Origin of the sequence: Shewanella sp. 5S214, from assembly GCF_041439795.1 — a bacterium.
Lineage (GTDB): Bacteria > Pseudomonadota > Gammaproteobacteria > Enterobacterales > Shewanellaceae > Shewanella > Shewanella vesiculosa.
Genome location: NZ_JBGOOV010000011.1, coordinates 110,219 through 131,642, shown reverse-complemented (window position 1 = coordinate 131,642; position 21,424 = coordinate 110,219). Strand labels below are relative to the sequence as shown.

Here is a 21,424-nt window from a genome sequence, read left to right as displayed (position 1 = left end):
CGTAAACAATTTGTAATAAAGGTTCATAGTAAAACAATCAAATTAGAATTGACTTAAAAATAACGGAATTAATGTGATAATACTCACTATTTTCTGTAAATAAACATTAAAAGTCGTTAAAATACGCCGCAGAAAAACGACGCTTTTTATCGTCACCTAGCCGTGTCATGTATACGGTCTATCAATTGCAGTAACCACAACCGTGGAAGGACTATTCATGTCAAAACGTACAATAACCGTGATCCCAGGTGATGGGATTGGCCCAAGCATTATCGATTCAGCATTAAAAATCCTCGACAAAGCAGGATGTAACTTTGAATATGAATTTGCAGATGCAGGGTTAACGGCGTTAGAAAAGCACGGTGAATTAGTACCACAACGTACTTTAGATCTTATCGAGAAAAACCGGATTACTCTTAAAGGTCCGTTAACCACTCCTGTGGGAGAAGGTTTTACCTCAATTAATGTGAGCTTACGTAAGAAGTTTGCCCTTTATGCCAACGTGCGCCCAGTGATTTCATTTAAAGGCACTCAAGCGCGTTATGAAAACATTGATATTATTACCGTGCGTGAAAACACCGAAGGTATGTACTCAGGTTTAGGACAAAAAATCTCTGATGATGGTCAAACTGCAGAAGCGACGAGTATTATTACCCGTCAAGGCGCAGAACAAATCACCACCTTTGCTTACGAGCTTGCACGTAAAGAAAATCGTAAAAAAGTGACTATCGTTCATAAAGCTAACATCATGAAATCAACCTCAGGTTTATTCTTGAAAGTGGCACGTGAAGTGAGCTTACGTTACCCAGACATTACCACTGAAGAAATGATTGTTGATGCTACTTGCATGAAACTGGTTATGAATCCTGAAAACTTTGATGTTATCGTGACGACAAACCTATTTGGTGACATCTTGTCAGACCTATGTGCAGGTCTTGTGGGCGGTTTAGGCATGGCACCGGGCGCAAATATTGGTCGCGATGCTGCGATTTTTGAAGCGGTACACGGCAGTGCTCCTGATATTGCAGGCAAAAACTTAGCCAATCCTACATCCGTTATTTTAGCCTCGATTCAAATGCTAGAATACCTAGGCATGTCTGATAAAGCTGAAATGATCCGCAGTGCAGTATCGGCAGTGATAGAAGAAGGCGATCGTACGACTCGCGATTTAGGCGGTACTCACGGCACGACCGATTTTACTCAAGCTGTACTGGATCGTTTAGTCTAGAACTAAGCGTACGGCTGACGGTTTACTCAGCTCATCAGCGATTAATCTGCTCAGCCATTCACCAAAAAGCCCCTTATGCACTAATGCATAAGGGGCTTTTTGTTTGCGATACTATTGCATGCTTATGCGTAGCTCACACCCTTTTCAGGGAAAATCCATAAATGTACCGTCACTTCATCACGATCATGGTAAAGGTGTTTACACTGCATTTTAAAATCGATTTCATTTTCAGTTAAAATGGTGGCCATGGTTTCTAAGATAGTACTCACTTCTTTATAGCGGCTCTTCATTGGTAATTTAAGATTAAAAATAGCTTCTTTAAACCAGCCATTAATTGCCCATGCTTCCATTAACTCAGCAACACGAGCAGGCTTTTCAACCATGTCACACACTAACCAATAAATATTTTTACGTGGCGGCTCAAAACGAAAGCCATCGGCACGGTAATGCTTCACTTGGCCGGTTTCCATCAATTTTGGATCCATAGGACCATTGTCAATGGCCGCAACCATCATGCCACGGCGAACTAATTGGTAGGTCCAACCACCAGGGCAAGCCCCTAAGTCAACCGCATTTAGGCCACTGCGACAGCGAGTTTCTTGTTCTTCTTTAGTTAAAAAAGCACCGAAGGCTTCATCTAACTTAAGGCTTGAGCGACTCGGCGCATCCGTAGCCATTCTTAAGCGCGGGATCCCCATAAAATGTGGTGAACTATTATGGCTTAAGGAATAACCCGCATACGCTTTACCAGGTCCAATGAAACACACATGAATAATTGGACGACGGTCATTTTCAGCATTGAGCAATGCGCCACTCTTTTTTAGCCCTTGGCGAAGCGGTACGGTCAATTTACGACAAAATGCCGATAATTCTTTAGCTTCATTTGTATCAGGTGTTTCAACACGCAGCTCGCCACATTTTGACAATTGGGCAAGTGAAGCCACAATCGGCCCAACGCGATCTTGTTCAGGTAAATCAGTCAACAACTCACCGGCAGCAAACATTTGTCGCGCAAACACTAATGAACTAAGCGCTAAATCCTTGGCTAACGTATCGGCACCATTATCATCAAAACATTGATAGATAACATAAGCATCGTTGAGATTTGTTTTTACAAAGCCACCGACGTTTAACTCTGCAGCACGTTGTTGAATTTCTGCCGCACAATCTTTTTCATAGCCTGAGCGACAAAATAGGAATAGGTTTTTCATTTGGAGCCTTAGCGTAAGGATATTCGCATAACCGCGAGATAATAATCCCGCCATTATACCCAAAAATACTCGAGGTGGGAGAATTTACCCAAGCCATTATTCAGGCGATTTTGTATGCCAAATTGCCGCGGCAAATAACAACCAACCGACTAAGAAGCATAATCCTCCGATTGGCGTAATTGGACCAATCCATTTAGCGCCCGTAAAAGCATAAAGGTATAACGAACCTGAAAAAAATATTATCCCAGCAATAAAGCTATAAGCAGCCCAATTGATCAACTTAGATGGAATCCAATGGGCAGAAAAAGCCAATGCAATCAATCCGAAGGTATGATAAAACTGATAGTCGACCCCGAGTTTAAAAATATTCACCAGCTCTGGTGGGGCGATAGTTTTAAGTCCGTGAGCAGCAAAAGCCCCCAGTGCTACGGCCAGAAAACCACTAAAAGTGGCAAAGAGTAATAGACCTTTATTCATCTTACTTAACCTCATGCAACATAAACTAATCATCCATCATACTACCGAAGCAAGCTCATTTTCGAGACTTAAGCCATCACCATGAGTATCAGAGCTGTAATTAAGTTGCTACTGGCGTTGATACCGATATCAGCATAATAGACACAGCATATAGCACTTAAGCCTTAGCCTAATTGCGAAATAAACTGCCGAATATACTCAATAGCATGATTAAGATTGCCATCGAGGGTAAAACCTGACGATTTTCGCGGTTGTAAACTATGATCACCATCACCAATCCAACACACTTGAGTATGCTCGCCTAACGTCCATGTAGGCACTTGCTGAACATCGCCAAACTTATCTCGCTCACCCTGCACAATTAACATCGGTAGAGCATTATGCACAATAGGATCAAGACGCGGTTCGCCACCTTTGAGGGGAATAAACGGGTAACCTAAACAGACTATGGCTGCCACTTTACTCATGACATCATCAAGTCCGGGCTGTTGTCGTTGATAATCGGTACTGGTCAATGTCGCTGACATCCGCCCGCCCATAGACTTACCCACCAAGATGATTCGCTGACAGTTGATCTGACCAAGGGCGATTTTTTGCTTAATGTCCTGTAGCACTTGTTCATAGTGCGCGAGGAGTTTAGGCGCTCTATCAGACGGACGTCGTTTTCCATCTTGCATATTAGCTTGCATATACAAAAAATTAAATCGATACACTTGATAGCCTTGCGCGATTAACTTATCCGTCATCGTCGCCATATACTCATGATGCATATTGGCACCCGCACCATGAGCAAAAACAATCAAAGTATCACTTTTAGGGCCTTGTAATAGGGAGTCGTGGGCCAACATCCTGGTATTATCCGGTAAGCAGCTCACTTCGAGACTCCTCTGCAAACATATCCACCATCCACTCTCTAAAGGCTGAAATTTTGCCTATTTCAGAATGGTTTTGTTGGCAGACTAAGTAATAGGCATCTTTGCTAACCAATACTTCAGAAAACGGACACACTAAGCGCCCCGCTTTAATGTCTGGCCGAGCAAGTACGCTATAACCTAAAGCAACCCCTTGGCCATGCGCTGCAGCTTGCAACACCAATGAAGAGTGACTAAATATCGGCCCTTGATTGACATTAATATCTGTCACGCCACATTGCCTAAACCATGCCTGCCAATCCTGACGGTTAGAGTCGTGCAGTAAGGTATGAAACTTCAAATCGCTCGGTAGGGTTAGTGGCTTAGGACCATTGAGTAAGAGTGGCGAACATACCGGAATAAGCACTTCATTACGCAATTTGTCTGCACGTAAACCCGGCCAATTTCCTTGGCCATAATAAATAGCGACATCAACATCATCAGTTAACGAACTTGCATCACTGTCTACCGCTTTAATACGCACATCAATATCAGGATTTTTTTCACTAAATTTAGCTAAACGCGGCACTAACCATTGGATAGCAAAACTCGGTGACATACTCACAGTTAACGAACCGACGGCACTACGAGCAAGCAAGCGATTAGTCGCTTCTCCTAGCTCAATAAAAATATCTTTAATGTCCAGAAAATAACTTTGGCCCTCTTCTGTTAACAATAATGATCTATTTTTACGTCTAAACAGCTTTAGCCCTAAAAAATCTTCTAACGCCTTAATTTGATGACTCACAGCAGCTTGAGTGACAAACAACTCTTCTGCAGCGCGGGTAAAGCTCAAATGTCTTGCTGCAGCTTCAAATGCTTTAACTGCATTCAAAGGAGGTAATCGTCTAGACATAGTGATCAATCTCTCGGTTTATAATTAGTTTTTCTAATGATTATGGTTATTTTTTGTCGTTTGTAAAGAACACTGTGTTTGGTTAAATTAGCAGCATTAAAAATACCGTTGGACACTCTCTACGACGTAACTGGGATGGTCCGCCAAATGTGATTTATTAGCCTGGAGGCTCACCCCTATGTTCAACCTAAATACTCTGTTTGCAGTTGCGCTGACATCCATCATCGGATTATCAACAGCCCAAGCAACTGAACTAGAACCTATCGATATGGCCGATTTACATGCTGAACTATCGCAAAGTATTGAAGCCATGCAAATCGATATTAATAACGATGTTAACAGCATTCTTGTTGCTGACAATGAACAACAACAAAAAACTTCACAAGTGGTCCAAGCAAACTAATACGACTATGATTTAGCCTGTTATCCAAATAATAAAAAAACCGCATTCAATGCGGTTTTTTTACGTTTGTTACATGCAAACTTAAAAAGTATGCTGATTCAACTTGCTATGACCTAAATACTCATGCAGATAAAAGCGGCCAACACACGCGCAAACCGCTCCTATGGTTAAGGGCGGTACACTTTAACGTTCGTATAGCCTTGCTCAACAAGGTATAAAGCCTGCAATTTACTCATAACCCCACGGTCACAATACAATAAATACGTTTTAGACTTATCTAAGTCAGCAAATTGTGTCGCTAATTTAAAGAATGGAATCGCTTTAATCATCACATTATCGATCAATAATGGGCTTCGCTCTTCTTCTTCTGGAGCGCGAACATCAATGATAATCTCACCTGATGCCACATTGTTAACCGTTTCGGTCTCGGTAACTTGTTGATTCATTTCAGCCTCTATATCACGAATATCCATCACGACAGCAGATGCAACCACCCGTTCGATTAAGTCTTCGGAGAATTTCATCTCTTCGGCTTCAACCTTAGACAATATCGCTTTAACCGTAGGCTTTTGTGAAATAACCCCACAATACTCAGGAATCGACTTCGCAAAATCTTCAGTGCCAATAATACGGCTCTGATTAATAATATCTTGTTTATCCATTGTGATCAGCGGACGTAAAATCAGTAACTCAGTACTCCGATCAATCACATTTAAGTTAGTCAGTGTTTGGCTAGAAACTTGTCCTAAGCTTTCTCCGGTAACTAAGGCTTGAATACCAAATTTGTCAGCGATTCGAGTAGCTGCTCGCATCATTACACGCTTAAGTACTACGCCCATTTGACCATTATCAATACGCTCAAGAATCTCTTCAACAACAGGCTCAAATGGCACAGAGATAAAACGTACTTTATGCGACTCACCATATTTTTTCCATAAATGATAAGCCACCTGCTTAACACCTATCTCGTGCTGAGCGCCACCTAGATTAAAGAAACAATAATGAGTACGCGCACCTTTCTTAATAAACTGAAAACTTGATACACCAGAATCGAAACCACCCGAAATAAGCGACAACACATCTTCTTGGGTTGCCATTGGGAAACCACCCAGACCTTCTATACGGCGCTCGACCATGTAAAGCTTATCTTGATCGATTTCAAGATTAACGGTCACATCTGGATTTTTAAGTTTTACCCCTAGTGCATCCGTATGCTGATTTAATCCGCCACCCACATATCGCTCAACATCAATTGAATTAAAATCATGCTTACCAGAACGTTTTACGCGAACACAAAATGTTTTACCGGCAATTTCGTCACGGTATATTGGTAATGTTTGCTGGTAAATATGATCAATAGAATCAAAGCTGTATTCACTGACCTGTACGATATGAGCAATACCTGGAATGCAAGATAATCGGTCTGCAAATGCATCACACAATTCCGGTTTATCAATTGGTACCTTGACTACAATACGATCGTATTGACGCAGAACTTTGGCACCTTCATCGACGTTTTTTAGTACATTACGGATATTGGTTTCGAGCATCTTAGTAAAGCGCACTCTTACAGACTTGCTCTTCATCATGATTTCAGGGTACAGCTTTACAATAAACTTCATCAGGGTTCCACAGGTATCACCATCAAATAGCACCACACTCGGTTTTGCTAAGTAAAAAGGACAGTAATGCCTTGATAATAAATTAAAAAACAACACAGACCTATTTGCTAGATGTGTAGATAATCCAGTAAATAGCATAACTTATGCAATAATCTTCCAATTATACCAAATGATGTCTATTAACCAAACATATTCACTTTTTTATCTGTTTTTTGTAAATGAAACGGCTGTTAAAGCACATTTTTGACACAAAAAAGCGCAATCTATTTAACCTTCATAGACTGCGCTAATAATGATGTAAACTGATGAGTTGTTACTATTGCGAGACTACAATTTCATTCGACTCTTTAGGCTTACCTTGCTCGATAGAAATTTCAACGCGACGATTTCTTGCTCTATTCTCATTAGAATCATTAGCCACTAATGGCCGATTAGATGCCTCTCCAACCACTTTCATTCGTGTCTCATCAAAGCCGGGGACTTTTCTTAACTCATGAGCTACGGAAACAGCACGTTGACTTGATAGCTCCCAGTTTGAACTGTACAGCTCATTACTAATGTCGGCACCGTCGGTGTGACCGGATACCGTAATCACGCCGGGAACATCTTTTAATAATTCACCAATCGAGCGCACTATGGGTTTGAACTTAGGTTGTAAAAAGCCAGAACCAGATGCAAACGAGCCTTTTTCACGAATACGGATAATAATTTGCTGACCTAAAGACTCAATTTCAATCGCACCATCAACGATTTCTTCATTAAGCTTTTCAGCCATTTTCTTAACTTGCTCGTTAATATTTTCTTGTGAAGATGCAGCATCTTTTTTAACCGCTTCAGCTTCTTGCTGCGCTGTTGCTGCGGCATTACCGCCACGCTGTTCACCGCTTTGTTTTTGGGTTCCGCCTGCATTGTCATCTTCGCCGGCCTGATATTCTATGGTCGGTTGAGTCATTTCATTAGTCTGTTGATTAATGATCTCAATAGGCGTGGGATCGGGTCGACCAGGGCGAAATTCCAATGCAATAACAGAGGTGCCTTTGGGGATATCTTTTACTTCAACTTTGTTTTGCACCCCAAATGCATACTTCATTGAACCGGCAATTTGCTTAAATTTCATCACGTCCATTTCAGAGAACGCTAATAACAACACAAAGAAGCACATAAGCAATGACATTAAGTCTGCAAAGGTGGCAAGCCACATGGGGGCGCCTGCTGGTGGACAATCACACTTGGCCTTAGCCATGAGTTACTCTCCGTCCGTTGTATCGATTTTTCTTAATTTTTCAGCCAAATAATTCTTCAGGAAGCCTTCGATCACCCGTGGATTTTGTCCATCTTGAATAGCTAATACCGCATCCATAATAAGATTACGATTAAGCAATTCTTCGTTCATACGTAATGATAATTTATCCGCCATTGGGATAGCGATCATGTTGGCGATCACTGCGCCATAAAGTGTCGTTAGCAAAGCGACCGCCATTGATGGCCCAATGGATTTTGGATCATCCATGTTAGATAACATCGCCACCAAGCCGACAAGTGTACCAATCATTCCCATTGCAGGGGCTACATCACCCATGGCTTTAAAAATGCCAATACCGGTTTTATGCCGCTCTTCTGTCAAGGTAATGTCTTTTTCTAGCGCATTACGCACGACATCGCCATCATGGCCATCAACCAACATATCGACAGCTTTCTGCATAAAGCTGTTAGTTATAACCGCCTCTTCTAATGCTAAGAAGCCCCCTTTACGGGCTGCATCAGCCATGGTGACAGCTTGTTCGATTAAATCTTCAGGTTTGTCTAATTTGAACATGAAGGCTTTCATGCCAATCTTTATCGAACCTAAAAATTGTTTTAGGTTAAATTTCATCATCACAACAAATAATGAGCCAGCAACAACAATCAAAATTGACGGTACATCGATAAATAATCCGATACCACCACTAGTCACCATCGCACCAATAATAAATGCAAAAGCACCAATAATACCTATTAGGGTAGCTAAATCCACAACCTCTCCTCAATCGCAGTCATTGCGCTGCCTATTTGTGCCGCTTTATCGTGCTGTGAGCACATACTGTATAACCTGAACAACGGGGCATATTGTTGCTTAACTATATTGCCCATCGTTATGTATTACAGCAACAGTTTCAATACTATTTTATGCTATCAATTTTAAATTATGACTTGTTATCGGACAAACTCGGCTCAAGTTTAGCTTGTTTTTGCACATTCTAAACAAAATTCAATAACAAAGCGTGCTGTTGAGCAAATATCCAGCGACTGTATTTGACCGATACGCTGGGCTGATATACCTTGTCACTCGCGTAATGAAAGGAATATTAATTGTGGCAAAAAAACCAGAAAACCTCAGTTTTGAACAATCATTAACTGAACTTGAAACCATTATTGCTCATTTAGAGCAAGGCGAAGTGTCTCTGGATGACGCGCTTAAACAATTTGAGCGTGGTATTAAGTTAGTCAGACAAAGCCAAGCAAAACTTGAACAAGCACAGCAAAAAGTCTCTATATTACTAAATGAAGATGATGCTGAATTTGTGCCATTCACTGTTGAAAGTGAATAATCGTCACAGAGTGTGTATTAAATAATAGGTCTTGATACGTGTTAGCTGAAGCGATAACAACATACCAAAAGCGCGTTAATGTTACTCTTAACGAGCATTTAACTTTGCTTGATGATGCCGCCCCAGATTTAAAAGCAGCCATGCTGCATGGGGCATTATTAGGCGGTAAACGCATTAGACCATTTTTGGTCTACAGTGTCGGTGATATGCTGGGTGTCAATATCAATGCGCTGGATAAAGCTGCCGCAGCCATTGAATGTATTCATGCATATTCTTTAATACATGATGACTTACCGGCTATGGACAACGACGCACTTCGTCGTGGTCAACCCACGGTACATGTTGCCTTTAATGAAGCCACTGCAATTCTTGCTGGAGACGCACTTCAAACATTAGCGTTTGAAATTATCACAGCCCCGAGCAATGACTTACACCCAAAGCAGCAAATCGCCATGGTGAGAGCACTTGCCAAAGCCTCTGGGTACCAGGGCATGTGTGGTGGACAAGCAATTGATCTTAGTGCTACCGATCACAGTATCAATATAGAAAGATTAACCGAATTACATAATAAAAAAACCGGTGCGTTGATTACTTGTGCCGTAGAGCTCGCGTTGATTGCTGCAGATATACCCGATGAGCACTATCAACTGATGATGAAATACGCTCACACGCTTGGATTAGCTTTTCAAGTTCAGGATGATATTTTAGATATCACCGCAAGCACTGAAGAGCTAGGAAAACCCCAAGGCAGCGATCAGCAATCGAATAAAAGCACTTTTCCGAAACTACTTGGTCTCGATGGTGCCAAAGCCTGTGCAGAACAACTAATACAAGATGCACTATCAGCGCTGACTAAATTACCATACAATAGCCAGTTAATTGCAGACTTCGCCCACTACATTATTGAGCGAAGATTATAATAAAGAGTCAGACAATCTCGCTATGAGCTTCGATATTTCTAAATTCCCAGTACTAGCAAAAGCTAATACACCAGAAGAATTGAGGAAGTTACCTCAAGGTTTACTTCCACAAGTGTCTGATGAACTCAGACAGTTCTTACTTCAGTCTGTTGGTATTTCTAGCGGACATTTCGCTTCTGGCTTAGGCACAGTTGAATTAACTGTGGCACTTCATTACGTCTACAATACCCCATTCGATCGATTAATTTGGGACGTAGGCCATCAAGCTTATCCACACAAAATACTCACTGATCGTCGCGAACAGATGCACACCATTCGCCAAAAAAATGGCTTGCATCCTTTCCCATGGCGTGAAGAAAGCCCATACGATACCTTTAGCGTAGGCCACTCAGGCACTTCTGTGAGTGCAGCATTAGGTATGGCGATCGCTGCTGAAAAAGAAGCTGTGGGTCGTAAAGTGGTTGCCGTCATTGGTGATGGCGCCATGACAGGCGGTATGGTGTTTGAAGCACTTAATCATGCGGGCGACTTGCACAATGACATGCTGGTGGTACTTAATGACAACGAAATGTCGATTTCTGAAAACGTTGGTGCACTGAATAACCACTTAGCACAACTGATGTCAGGACGCTTTTATACCACCATTAGAGAAAACAGTAAAAAGGTCCTTAAAGGGATGCCAGTCATTAAAGAAATGGCTAAGCGTACTGAAGAACACCTTAAAGGCATGGTTGTGCCTGCAACGCTATTTGAAGAGCTAGGGTTTAATTATATTGGCCCTATAGATGGTCACGATGTCGATTCGCTCGTTGAAACCATGCGTAATATGCGTAACCTCAAAGGTCCACAGATACTGCATATCATGACTAAAAAAGGTCGTGGTTATGAACCTGCTGAAAAAGATCCTATCGGCTGGCACGCAGTGCCTAAATTTGATCCAAGCCTGTTTAAGAAACCGACCACTAAACCTGGTTTACCTACGTTTTCACAAGTGTTTGGTAAATGGTTATGCGACATGGCTGCCACAGACGAGAAGTTAGTGGCTATCACTCCTGCTATGCGCGAAGGTTCTGGCATGGTTGAGTTTTCACAACGCTTCCCAAGCCAATATTTTGATGCTGCGATTGCCGAGCAACATGCGGTCACCTTATCCGCAGGATTTGCCTGTGCAGGACTAAAGCCTGTGGTCGCCATATATTCGACCTTCCTGCAGCGCGGATACGATCAACTTATTCACGACGTAGCTTTGCAACGTTTACCAGTATTATTTGCTATTGATCGCGGCGGTATTGTGGGAGCCGATGGCCCTACCCATCAAGGAGCATTCGATTTAAGCTTTATGCGCTGTATTCCGAATATGATCATTATGGCGCCATCAGATGAAAATGAATGTCGCCAAATGCTGTATACCGGGTATTGTTACCAAGATGGTCCAACGGCGGTGCGATATCCACGCGGTTTTGCCACAGGTGCTGAACAAGTAGAAAGTATGATGGCATTGCCTATCGGTAAAGGGGTATTAACCCGCCAAGGTCAAAAAATTGCGATTGTTAACTTTGGTACCACACTTGAAGCAGCGACTGATGCGGCAGAAAAGCTGGATGCCACGGTTGCTGATATGCGCTTTGTTAAACCACTGGATCTAAGCTTGCTTGAACAACTCGCCAACAGCCATGATGTTATTGTGACGGTAGAAGAAAATGCGATTATGGGTGGTGCAGGCTCAGGAGTGATTGAAGCATTACATAAAATGCGGATTGTGAAACCCGTGTTACAAATTGGCTTACCTGATGAGTTTATTGAGCACGGTGCGCCAGATGAGATAATCGCAGATCTGCAACTCGATGCAGCAGGTATTTTAGCCCAAATCCAAGCCTTTATGGCCTAAGGTTTAACGGCGGTTACGTGTGCTATGAGCATGACTCGCTGATGATGCTAATAAAAAAGGACTGAAAATTCAGTCCTTTTTTGTGTCTATTGATTCAGTCTTTCGACCTTGTATCGGCTTAAACGTTAAGCTTCAACATCCACACTTGCACCGCCTTGAGATACCATCACCATAGCAGGTCGCAATAAACGATCGTTCAGTAAGTACCCTTTCTGCATGACCATCATCACAGTGTTAGCTGGAAACTCAGCACTAGGCTGCATACCGATAGCTTGATGATGTTCTGGGTTAAATGCTTGACCCTGAGGATTAACTTGGGTTACGCCAAACTTAGCCACTGACGTTAAAAAGCCTTTCATTGTCAGGTCAACACCTTCATAAATCGCCTTGGTGGCTTCATCTTCAGGATTGGTTCCCTGTAAGGCACGTTCCATATTATCGATGACAGGTAACAGTTCGTTAGCAAACTTCTCTAAGGCAAACTTACGCGCTTGCTCGACATCTTTTGCCGCGCGAGTACGGATGTTCTGTGTTTCTGCTGCTGCGCGCATTTCAACATCTTTACGCTCAGCTAACGCAGCTTCAGATTCAGCCAGTAGTTGCTCTAATTCTTCAATACGAAAATTTGCTTGGGTTAATTCATCCATCAAACTAACTTCATCAGCCGCGACTTCAGAAGTAATTTGATCTTCTACTTGATCTTGCGATGTATTGTTCGATTCGTTGCTCATGTTCGCTCCAGCTCATAAATGCGTTATTTCGTATTCTACGACAATAAATAAAGTGGCCATTTGCTGAAAATTAACAGCAAATCTCACACTTCTAATAAGTTTGAGTATATTATGGGGATCAATTCTTATGTTTCAAGGCCTAAAGGCATAACAAACGCGAATATGACTAAATTGTTCCAGACTATCGGACTCATCGGCAAACCACATCATCAAGGGACTAACCTCACGTTAACCCGATTGCATCATTGGTTGAGCATGCAGGGCTTTAAAGTTATCGTTGAAGGACGGGTATCTTCAGAGCTGGGGCCTGATGTTTGTTCAATGGACCTACTTGAAATGGGTGAGCATTGTGATCTAGCTATCGTCGTTGGCGGTGATGGCAATATGCTGGGTGCCGCGAGGGTATTAGCTCGTTTCAACGTGGCGGTTATTGGGGTAAACCGAGGTAATTTAGGCTTTTTAACCGATTTACCTCCTGATAATTTCGAAGAAGCTTTATCCAAAGTACTTGGCGGCGAATTTGAAACCGAAAACCGTTTTTTACTCGAGGCCGAAGTTCATCGCCACGGAAAAATAACCGCAAGTAATACCGCGGTGAACGAAGCTGTGCTCCATCCGGGCAAAATTGCTCATATGATCCAGTTTGAAGTGTATATTGACGACCAATTTATGTATAGCCAACGCGCAGATGGCATGATTGTCTCGACACCAACAGGTTCTACGGCATATTCATTATCAGCAGGTGGGTCAATTTTAACCCCTAATCTACAAGCTCTGATTTTAGTGCCCATGTTCCCGCACACCTTGTCTTGCCGCCCTATAGTCGTCGATGCATGCAGCACGATTAAATTAGTCGTATCACCTGATAACGGTGAAAACCTTGAGGTCAGTTGTGATGGCCACGTTCATTTAGCGGTATTACCTGGTGATGAAATCTTAATTCGCCGTTCAAATGAACGCCTAAGACTTATTCATCCCAAAGGACATAATTATTTTCACGTATTGCGCAATAAATTAGGCTGGGGCAGTAAACTTTTCTAACAGTTTGATCTAAGTCACAGCCAACCTCCCTTTCCAGTGAGCTTCTTCACATTACCAAATACTAATTAATTATATTGTAAAGCCAATCGAAAACTCGTTTGGTTTACTCTATATGACCTGTTGCATCCTTAAAAAGCGTGATCTCAAACACGCACTTAATAACCTCATACTGACTCGCCTCACAGTTCTGTCGACGATTACACTTTCTCGTGTATTAGATGATCTCGATCAACATCCTTAACACTTAAATAACGTCTATTACGCCCTAGTTAGCCAAATGCTAACAAATAATAACAATTCAATACCCACTTATAGTGATTCGAGGTATGCATGACAATATTACAGATACTAGCAAGCTTAACCCCCATTATTAGCGTAATGGTATTTTTGGTGCTTATGCGCTTACCAGCGTCCAAAGCAATGCCCATATCAATGGTTGCTACAGGCCTTGTAGCAATGTTTATATGGCAAATGGATACACAACTTCTTGCCGCTTCGGTTGTTGAAGGTCTTCTTGCTGCACTAACACCGCTAACCATTATTTTTGGCGCGGTGTTTTTATTAAATACCCTTAAATATTCTGGCGCCATGGACACTATTCGTTCAGGCTTTACTAACATCAGTGCCGATGCACGTGTTCAGGTCATTATTATTTGTTGGTTGTTTGGTTCGTTTATTGAAGGTTCAGCTGGCTTTGGCACACCTGCAGCAATCGGTGCACCGCTGCTAGTGTTACTCGGTATTCCCCCTATTGCAGCTGCAGTAGTCGCCTTGATTGCGGATTCAACATCGGTATCATTTGGCGCAATTGGCTTACCAGTTCTATTTGGGATGGAACAAGGTCTAACTGAAGGCGGCGTTAACATGGCAGCAACGCAAATTGCTGAACATGGCGGCACTTTTGCAGGTTACGCACAGTTTATCGCTAAACATATGATCACCATTGACTTATTTACGGGTACATTAATTCCGTTAGTGATGGTATGTGTGTTAACTGGCTTTTTTGGTCGTAACAAATCAATCAAAGAAGGCTTACAAGTTTGGAAATTCGCCATATTTGCAGGTTTCGCCTTTACGATACCAGCATGGTTAATTAACTATTTTGCAGGCCCTGAATTCCCATCCGTTATTGGTGCTCTTGTGGGCATGGCGTTAGTTATCCCTGTCGCTAGAAAAGGCTGGTTACTGCCGGCAAAACCTTGGTGTGACTTCAGCGAAAACGATCATAAATCAGATGAAGAAATAGCCCTAAACCAAACACCGGTTAAATTTTCACAAATTGCAGCTTGGTCTCCATACATCATTATGGCCGCGTTGTTAGTTTTATCCCGCGTGGTTGTTCCATTTAAAACCTGGTTACTCGGCTTTAATATCAGTTGGACGGGTTTATTAGGTACCGAGCTTAAAGCAGGTTTTGCAACCTTGTATGCGCCTGGTATTTTCTTTGTCGTCGTCTGTTTATTCGGTTTTATGTTATTTAAAATGAAACCTGCCACGATGAAGCAATCAATTACCGTATCGTGCAAATCGATGTTGCCTACCATTATTTCACTCGGTGCATCTGTACCTATGGTGAAGATATTCCTTAACTCAGGTGAAAATGGTGCAGGTCTGGCTTCAATGCCTGTAGCTTTAGCGGACTTATTGGCTAATAGCATGGGCTCAGTATGGGCTTGGGTTTCGCCTATCGTCGGTATTTTTGGTGCCTTTTTGTCTGGTTCTGCAACCTTCTCCAACATGATGTTTTCAGGCCTACAGTATTCTGTTGCCGACAACATTGGTATGAATCACGCCATCGCACTCGCACTTCAAGGTATTGGGGCAAATGCGGGTAACATGATGTGTGTCATGAACGTTGTTGCAGCTGCAACAGTTGTGGGTATGGCTGGCCGTGAATCTGAAATTATTCGTAAAACAATGCCTATCGCAATTGGATATGCCTTAGTCGCAGGTACCATTGCCGTTCTCTGGGGTGGATTTTAATTCACTGTAAAGTGGCTTCTATTCTAACGATAACAATACAGCAGGCACACTATTCCTGCTGTATATTCAAATATTAAGAGAGCATATTATGACGATTAATTATCAAGTAGTGATGGACACGTTAACGTCACAACTGGGAAGCCAGGCCGTATCTAACGATCCAGTGCGTCGTTTTGCTTGGTCTACAGATGCCAGTTATTTTCGGATTGTACCTGAAATTGTGGTACATGCTGATACTCCAGAACAAGTTAAAATAACCCTCAATATTGCCAATGCACATAATGTTCCAGTGACCTTCCGCGCCGCGGGCACCAGTTTGTCTGGCCAGGCTATCGGTGAAGGCATTTTACTTATTTTGGGTCATGATGGTTTTAGAAACATAGACATTAGTGAAGATAAAACATCGATCACTCTAGGTGCAGCAGTCATTGGTTCTGATGCCAACATGGCATTAAAACCCTTCAATAAAAAAATTGGCCCAGATCCAGCAACATTAGCCTCGGCTCAAATTGCGGGTATGGTAGCAAACAACGCATCTGGTATGTGTTGTGGTACGGCTCAAAACAGTTATCAAACAATTAAGTCTGCCAAGTTAATGTTCGCCGATGGAACTGAACTCGATACGGGTTGCCCAGATTCTAAAGCGGCATTTAGTCAATCGCATTCAATGTTACTTGCAGCATTAACCGATTTAGCACAACTCACACAGAATAATCCAACCTTATCAGCCAGAATCCGTAAGAAGTTCTCAATTAAAAATACCACGGGTTATAGCATTAACGCACTGGTGGATTTTAGTGACCCATTCGATTTAATTAATCACTTAATTGTTGGCTCGGAAGGTACACTCGCGTTTGTCAATGAAGTGACTTATCACACAGTTGAAGAAGCGCAATTTAAGGCTTCTGCCATGGCAGTATTTTTTAATATGGAAGACGCCGCCAGAGCGGTTCCCCCTATTAAAGGCGATAGTGTTGCCGCAGCAGAATTGCTTGACTGGGCCTCAATTAAGTCGGTTACCGGAAAAACCGGTATGCCGAAGTGGTTAAGTGATTTACCTGAAGGTTCGGCTATTTTATTGATTGAGTGTCGCGCTAATGATCCACAAACATTAGTGAAATACACTGAAGATGTTATTCAAAAAATTGCCCATATTGACACCGAGCGCCCAACAGAATTTAGTAATGATCCAGTGGTATTTGGCCAGTATTGGGCAATGCGCTCAGGTTTATTCCCTATTATTGGTGGTGCAAGACCAAAAGGTACATCCGTCATTATTGAAGATGTAGCATTCGAATTACAGCATTTAGCCAGTGCAGCGTCAGACTTAACCGCCTTGTTCCATAAGCACGGTTACCCTGAAGGGGTAATTTATGGTCATGCCTTAGCCGGTAACTTCCACTTTATTATCACGCCTACATTTGCCTCACAAGATGACATCAATCGCTTCCAAGGCTTTATGAAAGATGTCGCTGACATGGTCATCAATAAGTACGACGGTTCGATGAAAGCAGAACATGGAACCGGTCGCGCTGTAGCCCCGTTTGTTGAAATGGAATGGGGTACTGACGCTTACACGTTAATGAAGCAAATCAAACAAATATTCGACCCAAGTAAACTGTTAAATCCAGGAGTTATCCTTAACGATGATAGCTTGGTACATGTTAAAAACATCAAACCTTGCCCTATTGTTGATGATTTCGTCGACAAATGTATTGAGTGTGGTTTTTGCGAGAAAACATGTCCGACTTCGGCACTCAACTTCTCTCCACGACAACGAATTGCGGTACTACGTGAAATTGAACGTTTAGAGCAATCTGGTGATAAAAAAGCCGCAGCCGAAATGCGTGCCAGTGCTAAATATGATGTTGTTGATACGTGTGCAGCATGTCAGTTATGTACTATTGCCTGCCCAGTAGATAACAGTATGGGTCAGTTAGTACGTAAACTGCGTACCCCCTACATCACTACCACAGAGCAAAAAGTACTCGACTTCCAAGCTAAACATTTTGGCGCAGTAAACCAAGTGATCAGTACTGGTTTCGATATTTTAGGCATTGTGCACAAAATAACCGGCGATAGCATTACTAACTCCTTGATGAAAGCAGGTCGCTTGATTTCCAAAGAAGTGCCATATTGGAACCCTGACTTCCCTAAAGGCGGTAAAGTTACAAAACCATCGGCTCACAAACCAGGTCAGAAAACAGTTTTATACTTCCCAGCATGCGGTGGCAGAACCTTTGGTCCAACACCAAAAGATCCTGATAACCGCACCTTACCTGAGGTCGTTATCACTTTGCTCGAACGGGCTGGCTACAATGTGATCATCCCAGAAAACACCCGCCATTTATGTTGCGGTCAGATGTGGGAATCAAAAGGTGATTTTAAAAACGCCGATGCTAAGCGTGATGAACTGATTGATGCACTGAGTAAACAGTCTGATAATGGCAAGGTGCCTATTATTGTTGATGCCTTGTCTTGTACCTATCGTACCTTAACCGGTAATCCTAAGGTCAAAATAACCGATTTAGTCGAGTTTATGCACGACGAGATGCTACCTAAGATGACCATAACCAAGAAATCTAATGTCACTTTACACCAAGGGTGTAGTGCCCGTAAGATGAAATTAGAACCTAAACAACAGGCAATTGCTGATGCGTGTGCTAACCACGTCGTGTTACCAGCAGACATTACTTGTTGTGGTTATGCTGGTGAGAAAGGGCTTTATAAGCCTGAAATTAATGCCAGCGCATTGCGTAACATTAAAAAGCTTATTCCTGCTGAAACTAAAGAAGGTTACTACGCCAACAGAATGTGTGAGGTAGGCTTAACCCAACACAGTGGTATTTCATACCGCCATTTAGCGTATTTACTAGAAGAATGTACCCGTTAAATTAACCGGCCATCAGAGTAAATAGCGAAAATAATAAGGGCATTGATATCATATCAATGCCCTTAATTTTTGTTACCATACTTAACGCTAATTTCCGAACTCAAGGTTAATTGGCGTCATGAAACAAACTATCCACCCCAATCAAGTTGTCCTATCAACGCTAATTTAATAAACGCTAATTTAATAAAGTTAGTTCAATAAACACGCCAGTAACTGTTGCTGCAACTTTTCATGTTCAAGTGGTATATCACTAATAATTTCTACCCGTGAGTCTAGAGTATCATCAAGCTCATTTAGCGCTAACGAGCCATCAACCATATTGACCCCTAATACTCCGTCGCTAGTGATCACTATCGCTTTTAACCTCAATACATTATCTATTTTAACCGTGTCAATCCAGGCCATAAAGCGCTCAAACTGAAAACAATGCACCGCGGAGAATATCCACCCACTGCTGTAGCAGCCCTCACCTTGATTGGTTTTGTGGATAAAGCCACTAGCAGAAACCTCAGCGGCATCAATATCACTCAGTGGTGGCTCGCTCGAAAACCAATTGTCTGCAAGCGATTTTCGGCCCAATAAGCGTTGTGCCGTTGTTGGACAATGATACTTTGTCGGAACATTTAAGTGCGCCAAAATCTGCTGGATCAAGTCAATATCAGTGAAGTGATTAGCGACTGTGATAAGTGGCGTGTGTTGTAAGTATAACTTGCTGAGGAATTGCTGCAGTTGCAGATGATCGTTTGCGGTGTAATGCTGTGCTTTGTTAGCAAGTAGCACATCTGCCAGCTGTAATTGCTGTGTAAACGTATCATGGTTTTGATAGCGTGGATCGCCAACTTTGCGGGCATCCACTAGGCAGATACTGGTTTGTAGCTTAATAACATGCTGATAATATTCAGATGTTAACAACTTAGCAATTTCGGCTGGATGACCTAACCCTGTGGGTTCTATGAGTAATCGATCCGGTTTTGTTTGTTGGATAAGCTTATTTATCGCCACTTGTGTTGGCAAGCCAGACACGCAACAAAGACAACCACCGGGTACTTCTTTTATCACCACAGCAGGCTGTTTTTTTGATGATTCAGATGCGTGATTATCACCGACAGTGGCATTTAACAATCCACCATCTATGCCTATTTCGCCAAACTCATTCACCAGCACAGCCCACACTTCATCTTTGGGTTTATGCGCTAATAACTGGCTAATGAGTGTGGTTTTACCCACGCCCAGAAAACCGGTAATGATATTGGTATTAATCGGTTTAGTGATCATTTTTTCGCTTTAGAATATTTACCTTTACGAGTCGGCTTAGCACCAGTTTGCGATGGCTTGCCCCGTTTATACTTAAGTACTTTTTTAGGTTTCTCAATCGCCACATCACGATATCTAGCTGGTAGTGGCGCCCCTTCTTCATATCCGACTGGCACCTGTAACGGTAAAGACTGTCCAATAAGCAGTTCAATTGCGGCAAGTAACTCAAGCTCTTGCGGGCTGACCAGCGAAATCGCTTCACCGCCTAATCCCGCACGGCCAGTGCGCCCTATACGATGAACATAATCTTCACATTCTTCAGGCAATTCAAAGTTAATCACTCTTGGTAACGCTTGAATATCAAGCCCTCGAGCGGCCAAGTCGGTAGCGATTAACACGCGTAATTGACCAGTTTTAAACTCTTCTAGGGCGCGGTTGCGTGCACCTTGACTTTTATCACCGTGAAATACCGATGACTTAATACCGTCTAGGCTTAACTCGCGATATAAATGATCGGCGGTTTCTTTGCGACTGGTAAACACCATCACTTGCTGCCAGTTATGCTTGCCAATCAATTCAGATAACAACTCGGCTTTACGACGGGTGTCGACTTGATACACCTGCTGGACAACATTAGCCGCTGTGGTTTGGGTTTCAACATGAACATATTCAGGATTGTTTAGCATTTTAGCTGCTAGGGTTTTAACTTCTTCAGAAAAAGTAGCAGAAAACATCATGGTTTGATGTTGTCTGGCAATTAAGCGCTTCACTTTTTCAATATCTTTCACAAAGCCAAGATCGAGCATACGGTCTGCTTCATCAATCACTAAATGAGTGACAAAAGATAAATCCAATTCATGTTGACCAATAATGTCAAACAAACGCCCTGGGGTAGCGACCAATATGTCGACACCTTGCTCTAATGCTTTGCGCTGAGGATTTATACTCGCGCCGCCATACACAGCTAAGCTAATCAGGTTAATAAATTGGCTGTATTTAACTAAATTTTGTTCAATCTGAATCGCTAACTCACGGGTCGGTGTCATGATTAATGCACGTAAACGATGTGATGATAGTAAATCCGCATCATCTTGCGTCATTAAATGGCTGAGTAACGGTAAAGCAAAAGCGGCTGTTTTTCCGGTACCGGTTTCGGCACTGGCCAACACATCTCGGCCATCTAGCGCTAGTGGGATCACAGCTTGTTGGACAGGAGTAGCAGTTTGATACCCAGATTGATTCACCGCATCTAATAATAGTGGCGATAACCCTAGCGACGTAAATGACATAACAGACTCAGTAAAAACAAATAAAAATAGGTCGCTATTGTATACTAATCTAAACACCATTAACTATTACATTAATGGTGTTAGCAACCATTTATCACGGTGGATGATGCAGGTGTTGAGTGTGTCGCG

The 21,424-nt window shown here is 42.4% G+C and carries 18 protein-coding genes; 8 read left to right on the top strand and 10 right to left on the bottom strand.

Annotation, left to right across the window (positions count from 1 at the left end):
* Positions 1 to 217: 217 nt before the first annotated feature.
* Complete coding sequence (locus ACED29_RS09710; protein WP_124017961.1) at positions 218 to 1,228, top strand: isocitrate dehydrogenase; 1,011 nt, start codon at positions 218 to 220, stop codon at positions 1,226 to 1,228.
* 122 nt (positions 1,229 to 1,350) lie between these two features.
* Here ACED29_RS09710 and rlmM read toward each other — a convergent pair whose 3' ends face one another.
* From rlmM to ACED29_RS09690, 4 genes are all read right to left on the bottom strand, one after another.
* Entirely contained in the window at positions 1,351 to 2,439 is a 1,089-nt protein-coding gene (gene rlmM, locus ACED29_RS09705) for a 23S rRNA (cytidine(2498)-2'-O)-methyltransferase RlmM (protein ID WP_124017960.1), read from the bottom strand.
* Positions 2,440 to 2,535: 96 nt separating this feature from the next.
* A complete protein-coding gene (locus ACED29_RS09700; RefSeq protein ID WP_124017959.1) occupies positions 2,536 to 2,916 on the bottom strand; it encodes a DUF423 domain-containing protein in 381 nt (126 codons plus the stop codon).
* A 164-nt stretch (positions 2,917 to 3,080) separates the two neighbouring features.
* Positions 3,081 to 3,791: an alpha/beta fold hydrolase gene (locus tag ACED29_RS09695; protein WP_371697562.1), complete on the bottom strand. Its 711-nt coding sequence runs from the start codon at positions 3,789 to 3,791 to the stop codon at positions 3,081 to 3,083.
* A complete protein-coding gene (locus ACED29_RS09690; protein ID WP_124017957.1) occupies positions 3,772 to 4,683 on the bottom strand; it encodes a transcriptional regulator GcvA in 912 nt (303 codons plus the stop codon). The genes ACED29_RS09695 and ACED29_RS09690 overlap by 20 nt, the downstream gene beginning before the upstream one ends.
* A 178-nt stretch (positions 4,684 to 4,861) precedes the next feature.
* Between ACED29_RS09690 and ACED29_RS09685 the strand changes: the two genes are divergently transcribed.
* Positions 4,862 to 5,086 (top strand): hypothetical protein, encoded by a 225-nt coding sequence (locus tag ACED29_RS09685; protein WP_124017956.1) that lies wholly within the window; start codon positions 4,862 to 4,864, stop codon positions 5,084 to 5,086.
* Positions 5,087 to 5,253: 167 nt separating this feature from the next.
* Here ACED29_RS09685 and thiI read toward each other — a convergent pair whose 3' ends face one another.
* The 3 genes from thiI to pomA form a co-directional block, all read right to left on the bottom strand.
* Positions 5,254 to 6,708, bottom strand: coding sequence for a tRNA uracil 4-sulfurtransferase ThiI (thiI, locus tag ACED29_RS09680; protein WP_124017955.1), 1,455 nt, complete (start codon positions 6,706 to 6,708; stop codon positions 5,254 to 5,256).
* Between the two features lie 316 nt (positions 6,709 to 7,024).
* The gene (locus ACED29_RS09675) at positions 7,025 to 7,951 is read right to left on the bottom strand and encodes a flagellar motor protein MotB (RefSeq protein WP_124017954.1); all 927 of its coding nucleotides are present in this window, start codon (positions 7,949 to 7,951) and stop codon (positions 7,025 to 7,027) included.
* A 3-nt stretch (positions 7,952 to 7,954) separates the two neighbouring features.
* Positions 7,955 to 8,722, bottom strand: a complete 768-nt coding sequence (gene pomA, locus ACED29_RS09670; protein WP_124017953.1) for a flagellar motor protein PomA — start codon at positions 8,720 to 8,722, stop codon at positions 7,955 to 7,957.
* A 337-nt stretch (positions 8,723 to 9,059) separates the two neighbouring features.
* Between pomA and xseB the strand changes: the two genes are divergently transcribed.
* Genes xseB through dxs form a run of 3 tightly spaced genes read left to right on the top strand, consistent with a single transcriptional unit; the run spans position 9,060 to position 12,104 of the window.
* Positions 9,060 to 9,296, top strand: a complete 237-nt coding sequence (xseB, locus tag ACED29_RS09665; RefSeq protein ID WP_273057764.1) for an exodeoxyribonuclease VII small subunit — start codon at positions 9,060 to 9,062, stop codon at positions 9,294 to 9,296.
* A 38-nt stretch (positions 9,297 to 9,334) separates the two neighbouring features.
* The gene (gene ispA, locus ACED29_RS09660) at positions 9,335 to 10,216 is read left to right on the top strand and encodes a (2E,6E)-farnesyl diphosphate synthase (protein ID WP_182698119.1); all 882 of its coding nucleotides are present in this window, start codon (positions 9,335 to 9,337) and stop codon (positions 10,214 to 10,216) included.
* A 22-nt stretch (positions 10,217 to 10,238) separates the two neighbouring features.
* Positions 10,239 to 12,104, top strand: a complete 1,866-nt coding sequence (dxs, locus tag ACED29_RS09655; RefSeq protein ID WP_124018012.1) for a 1-deoxy-D-xylulose-5-phosphate synthase — start codon at positions 10,239 to 10,241, stop codon at positions 12,102 to 12,104.
* A 125-nt stretch (positions 12,105 to 12,229) separates the two neighbouring features.
* On the opposite strand, the gene grpE is transcribed toward dxs, so the two are convergent.
* On the bottom strand, positions 12,230 to 12,835 hold the full coding sequence (gene grpE, locus ACED29_RS09650) for a nucleotide exchange factor GrpE (protein WP_124017950.1): 606 nt from the start codon (positions 12,833 to 12,835) through the stop codon (positions 12,230 to 12,232).
* Positions 12,836 to 12,997: 162 nt separating this feature from the next.
* Here grpE and nadK point away from each other — a divergent pair, with 162 nt between their 5' ends.
* The 3 genes from nadK (at position 12,998) to ACED29_RS09635 (ending at position 18,752) form a co-directional block, all read left to right on the top strand.
* Positions 12,998 to 13,876 carry an NAD(+) kinase gene (gene nadK, locus ACED29_RS09645; RefSeq protein ID WP_124017949.1) on the top strand — a complete coding sequence of 293 codons (879 nt, stop codon included), beginning with the start codon at positions 12,998 to 13,000 and terminating at the stop codon, positions 13,874 to 13,876.
* Between the two features lie 330 nt (positions 13,877 to 14,206).
* On the top strand, positions 14,207 to 15,859 hold the full coding sequence (locus ACED29_RS09640) for an L-lactate permease (protein ID WP_124017948.1): 1,653 nt from the start codon (positions 14,207 to 14,209) through the stop codon (positions 15,857 to 15,859).
* A gap of 88 nt (positions 15,860 to 15,947) precedes the next feature.
* A complete protein-coding gene (locus ACED29_RS09635; RefSeq protein ID WP_182754548.1) occupies positions 15,948 to 18,752 on the top strand; it encodes an FAD-binding and (Fe-S)-binding domain-containing protein in 2,805 nt (934 codons plus the stop codon).
* A 189-nt stretch (positions 18,753 to 18,941) separates the two neighbouring features.
* Here the strand turns inward: ACED29_RS09635 and ACED29_RS09630 are convergent, their stop codons facing one another.
* Entirely contained in the window at positions 18,942 to 20,027 is a 1,086-nt protein-coding gene (locus tag ACED29_RS09630; RefSeq protein ID WP_371697561.1) for a GTP-binding protein, read from the bottom strand.
* On the bottom strand, positions 20,024 to 21,295 hold the full coding sequence (locus ACED29_RS09625) for a DEAD/DEAH box helicase (RefSeq protein ID WP_371697560.1): 1,272 nt from the start codon (positions 21,293 to 21,295) through the stop codon (positions 20,024 to 20,026). Before ACED29_RS09625 ends, ACED29_RS09630 begins: the two co-directional genes overlap by 4 nt.
* Positions 21,296 to 21,424: the final 129 nt, after the last annotated feature.

Excerpts from the sequence above, each read along its gene's own strand:
- thiI (WP_124017955.1), bottom strand. The coding sequence starts at position 6,708 with ATGAAGTTTATTGTAAAGCTGTACCCTGAAATCATGATGAAGAGCAAG.
- ACED29_RS09690 (WP_124017957.1), bottom strand. The coding sequence starts at position 4,683 with ATGTCTAGACGATTACCTCCTTTGAATGCAGTTAAAGCATTTGAAGCT.
- ACED29_RS09635 (WP_182754548.1), top strand. The coding sequence starts at position 15,948 with ATGACGATTAATTATCAAGTAGTGATGGACACGTTAACGTCACAACTG.
- ACED29_RS09675 (WP_124017954.1), bottom strand. The coding sequence starts at position 7,951 with ATGGCTAAGGCCAAGTGTGATTGTCCACCAGCAGGCGCCCCCATGTGG.
- ACED29_RS09685 (WP_124017956.1), top strand. The coding sequence starts at position 4,862 with ATGTTCAACCTAAATACTCTGTTTGCAGTTGCGCTGACATCCATCATC.
- ACED29_RS09710 (WP_124017961.1), top strand. The coding sequence starts at position 218 with ATGTCAAAACGTACAATAACCGTGATCCCAGGTGATGGGATTGGCCCA.
- dxs (WP_124018012.1), top strand. The coding sequence starts at position 10,239 with ATGAGCTTCGATATTTCTAAATTCCCAGTACTAGCAAAAGCTAATACA.
- rlmM (WP_124017960.1), bottom strand. The coding sequence starts at position 2,439 with ATGAAAAACCTATTCCTATTTTGTCGCTCAGGCTATGAAAAAGATTGT.
- ACED29_RS09625 (WP_371697560.1), bottom strand. The coding sequence starts at position 21,295 with ATGTCATTTACGTCGCTAGGGTTATCGCCACTATTATTAGATGCGGTG.
- ACED29_RS09700 (WP_124017959.1), bottom strand. The coding sequence starts at position 2,916 with ATGAATAAAGGTCTATTACTCTTTGCCACTTTTAGTGGTTTTCTGGCC.
- grpE (WP_124017950.1), bottom strand. The coding sequence starts at position 12,835 with ATGAGCAACGAATCGAACAATACATCGCAAGATCAAGTAGAAGATCAA.
- ACED29_RS09630 (WP_371697561.1), bottom strand. The coding sequence starts at position 20,027 with ATGATCACTAAACCGATTAATACCAATATCATTACCGGTTTTCTGGGC.
- nadK (WP_124017949.1), top strand. The coding sequence starts at position 12,998 with ATGACTAAATTGTTCCAGACTATCGGACTCATCGGCAAACCACATCAT.
- ACED29_RS09640 (WP_124017948.1), top strand. The coding sequence starts at position 14,207 with ATGACAATATTACAGATACTAGCAAGCTTAACCCCCATTATTAGCGTA.